We start from the raw sequence: 3,318 nt of genomic DNA on the forward strand, positions 1-3,318 counted from the left end.
CGGATCCGGCCCACCGGCCGGCCCCCGCCCAGGATCGGTTCGACGACGTCCTCGAGGACCCGCGCGACGTCGGGTACGTCCACGGCGTCCGCGGCCGCGAGCATCGTGAGGGCCACGAGCATGGTCGCGCGCCGGTTGCCGTCGAGGACCTTGACCGCAACGGACGCGCCCTGCGGCGTCGCGAGGACCAGGACGCCCTCGGCGCCGCCCTTCGCGAGGAGCCCGAGCTCGTCCATGACCACGGTGTTGTCTCCCGAGTGCCCCTGCACCGCCCACGGGTAGTCGAGCATCGACGTCGCGACGGTCGCGGCGCGCGCGTCGCCCATCTGCCCGCTGCCTCCGCCGGGGGCCTTCGCGAGGTGCGAGTACGCGCGGGCCAGGCCCACGAGCGAGACCGCCGCGACGGGAGCTCCGCACCCATCGATCCCGAGGTGCGCGATCTTCTCCTCGGTGTATTCCTCGACGGTTTGGCGCACGCGCTGCTGGAGGGGGTGGTTCGGCTCAAGGTAGCTGTGCCGGTCCCAGCCGTTCGCCACGCACGCCCACAGGTACGCGGCGTGCTTGCCCGAGCAGTTGGACGCGAGGCGTCGCTTGCCGATCTCGGTCCGCACGAGCCAGGCCCGGGCCTCCTCGTCCTGCGGCCAGTCGGCGGGGCACTGGAGGTCGGACTCGCGAAGCCCCGCCGCCTTGAGCATGCCCTCGACGACGTCCATATGGTCGAGCGAGCCCAGATGGGACGCGCACGCGAGGGCCACCTGGGCCCCGCGCAGCGGGACGCCGCTGCGGAGCGAGGCGAGGGCCTGGAACGGTTTGAGCGTGGAGCGCGCGAAGACGGGCGTGCGGATGTCCCCCAGGGCGGTCACCACGGTGCCGTCCCCAGCCAGGACCACAGCCGAGCCGACATGCCGGGACTCGACGAATCCGCTGCGTTCGATCACAGCGAGCTCCACGGCGTCGTCTGCCGTGAAGGTGGAGTGGTTGGCCATGTCCGAAGTCTATTCGCGGGGCCTGGCTTGACCCGGCCGCAACTCGCGGCCGCGGCCCACGGAACGGCGCGGAACCGCCACCGGGATATGTCGTCCTGCGCCCGTGGACTCGCCGTGCGAGGGGCGCTACCCGGCGTTTACCCTTGGGGGGTGAAGGTTCTCGTGATCGGCCCGGGCGGCCGCGAACACGCCATTGTCCGTTCCCTTCTGGCCGATCCGGCGGTTTCCGAGGTGCATTCCGCGCCGGGGAACGCCGGAATCGCGCAGGTGGTGCCGACGCATGCCGTCGACGCGAACGATCCCGCCGCCGTCACGGCCCTCGCCCGGAAGCTCGACGTGGACCTCGTCGTGGTGGGCCCCGAGGCTCCGCTCGCGGCCGGAGTCGCGGACGCGGTGAGCGAGGCGGGCATCGCCGTGTTCGGTCCGAGCAAGGAGGCGGCGCAGCTCGAGGCCTCGAAGGCGTTCGCGAAGCAGATCATGGCCGAGGCCGGCGTGCCCACCGCGATGGCGCGGGTCGCGACGACGGCGGAGGAGGCCGCGGACGCGCTCGACGCGTTCGGCTCCCCGTACGTCGTCAAGGACGACGGGCTCGCGGCGGGCAAGGGCGTCGTGGTCACGTCGGAGCGCGAGGCGGCCCTCGCGCACGCTCAAGCGTGCTTCGACGCCGGCGGGACGGTGGTCATCGAGGAGTTCCTCGACGGTCCCGAGGTCTCGCTCTTCGTCCTGAGCGACGGCCGCTCGGTCATTCCCCTCTCGCCCGCGCAGGACTTCAAGCGGATCTTCGACAACGACCTCGGCCCGAACACGGGCGGGATGGGCGCCTACACGCCGCTCGACTGGGCGCCCGAGGGCCTCGTCGACGAGGTGGTCCGCCGGATCGCCCAGCCGACCGTGGACGAGATGGCGAAGCGCGGCACCCCGTTCGTGGGCGTGCTCTACTGCGGCCTCGCCCTGACCTCGCGCGGCACACGCGTCATCGAGTTCAACGCGCGCTTCGGCGACCCCGAGACGCAGGCCGTGCTCGCGCGCCTCAAGACGCCGCTCGGCGGGCTCCTCCTCGCTGCCGCGAAGGGCCGGCTCGACCAGGCGCAGGAGCTGCGCTGGGCGCCCGAGGCCGCGGTCGCCGTCGTCCTCGCCTCGGAGAACTACCCTGGCACGCCCCGCACGGGCGACCGGATCCGCGGCCTCAAGAAGGCCGCCGCCGTGGACGGCGTGCACATCCTGCACGCGGGCACGAAGCTCGACGAGGACGGCACCATCGCCACCGCGGGTGGGCGAGTCCTCGCCGTCGTCGCGCTCGGCGAGGACCTCCAGGAGGCGCGCGAGCGCGCGTACGAGGGCATCGGCCAGATCCGGCTCGAAGGCGGCCAGTTCCGCACGGACATCGCGGCCAAGGCGGCGCGCGGCGAGGTGACGGTCCCGGAGCGGGCCGGAAAGGCAGGCGTGTGATGACGAACGTCGAGGCGGCCGGGAGCTCCCCCCGCGGCTACGCTGTCGACGCCCCCGAGCTCGAGGGCTGGCGGCACGTCTACTCGGGCAAGGTGCGCGACCTCTACGAGCCGATCGACGGTCCCGCGGACCAGGTGCTTGTGGTCGCGAGCGACCGCATCAGCGCCTACGATTTCGTGCTCTCGAGCACCATCCCGGACAAGGGCCGCGTCCTGACTCAGCTGAGCCTCTGGTGGTTCGAGCAGCTCAACGTGCCGAACCATGTGCTCGGCTCAACCGCCGACGACGGCGTGCCCGCCGAAGTCGTGGGCCGCGCCATGATCTGCCGGCGGCTTGAGATGTACCCGGTCGAGTGCATCGCCCGCGGCTACCTCACGGGTTCCGGGCTCGCCGAGTACCGCGAGCGTGGCACCGTGTGCGAGATCCCCCTCCCGCCGGGGCTCGTGGACGGTTCGCGCCTGCCGGCGGCGATCTTCACGCCCTCGGCGAAGGCCGAGGTCGGGGAGCACGACGAGAACATCACCTACGAGGACGTCACGGGCATGGTGGGCGACGACGCCGCGGCCCGCCTCCGCGACCTGACCCTCGAGGTCTACCGCGAGGCCGAGCGGATCGCGCGCGAGCGCGGCATCATCCTCGCGGACACGAAGGTCGAGTTCGGCGTCGACCCCACGACCGGCTACATCACGCTCGGCGACGAGGTGCTCACACCGGACTCGTCGCGCTTCTGGGACGTGGACAGGTGGGAGCCGGGGAAGGCCCAGCCCTCCTTCGACAAGCAGTTCGTGCGCGACTGGCTCACCTCGCCCGCGTCCGGGTGGGACCGCGCCTCGGGCGAGCAACCCCCGGCGCTGCCGGCCGACGTCGTCGACCGCACCCGCGC

3 protein-coding genes are annotated in these 3,318 nt (G+C 72.5%); 2 read left to right on the forward strand and 1 reads right to left on the reverse strand.

The window, feature by feature from the left end; all coding sequences use genetic code 11:
* Window positions 1-986, reverse strand: a 986-nt coding sequence (locus tag ACLN58_RS19855; protein ID WP_415856959.1) for an asparaginase, incomplete at its 3' end; no start/stop codon positions are given.
* 150 nt (window positions 987-1,136) lie between these two features.
* On the opposite strand from ACLN58_RS19855, the gene purD reads away from it, so the two are divergent.
* Both purD and ACLN58_RS19865 read left to right on the forward strand, forming a co-directional pair.
* Window positions 1,137-2,435, forward strand: coding sequence for a phosphoribosylamine--glycine ligase (purD, locus tag ACLN58_RS19860; RefSeq protein ID WP_415856960.1), 1,299 nt, complete (start codon window positions 1,137-1,139; stop codon window positions 2,433-2,435).
* On the forward strand, window positions 2,435-3,318 hold an 884-nt coding region (locus ACLN58_RS19865), incomplete at its 3' end, for a phosphoribosylaminoimidazolesuccinocarboxamide synthase (protein WP_415856961.1). The genes purD and ACLN58_RS19865, both read left to right, overlap by 1 nt.

Source organism: Sinomonas sp. G460-2 (assembly GCF_047759905.1).
Taxonomy (GTDB): Bacteria; Actinomycetota; Actinomycetes; order Actinomycetales; family Micrococcaceae; genus Sinomonas.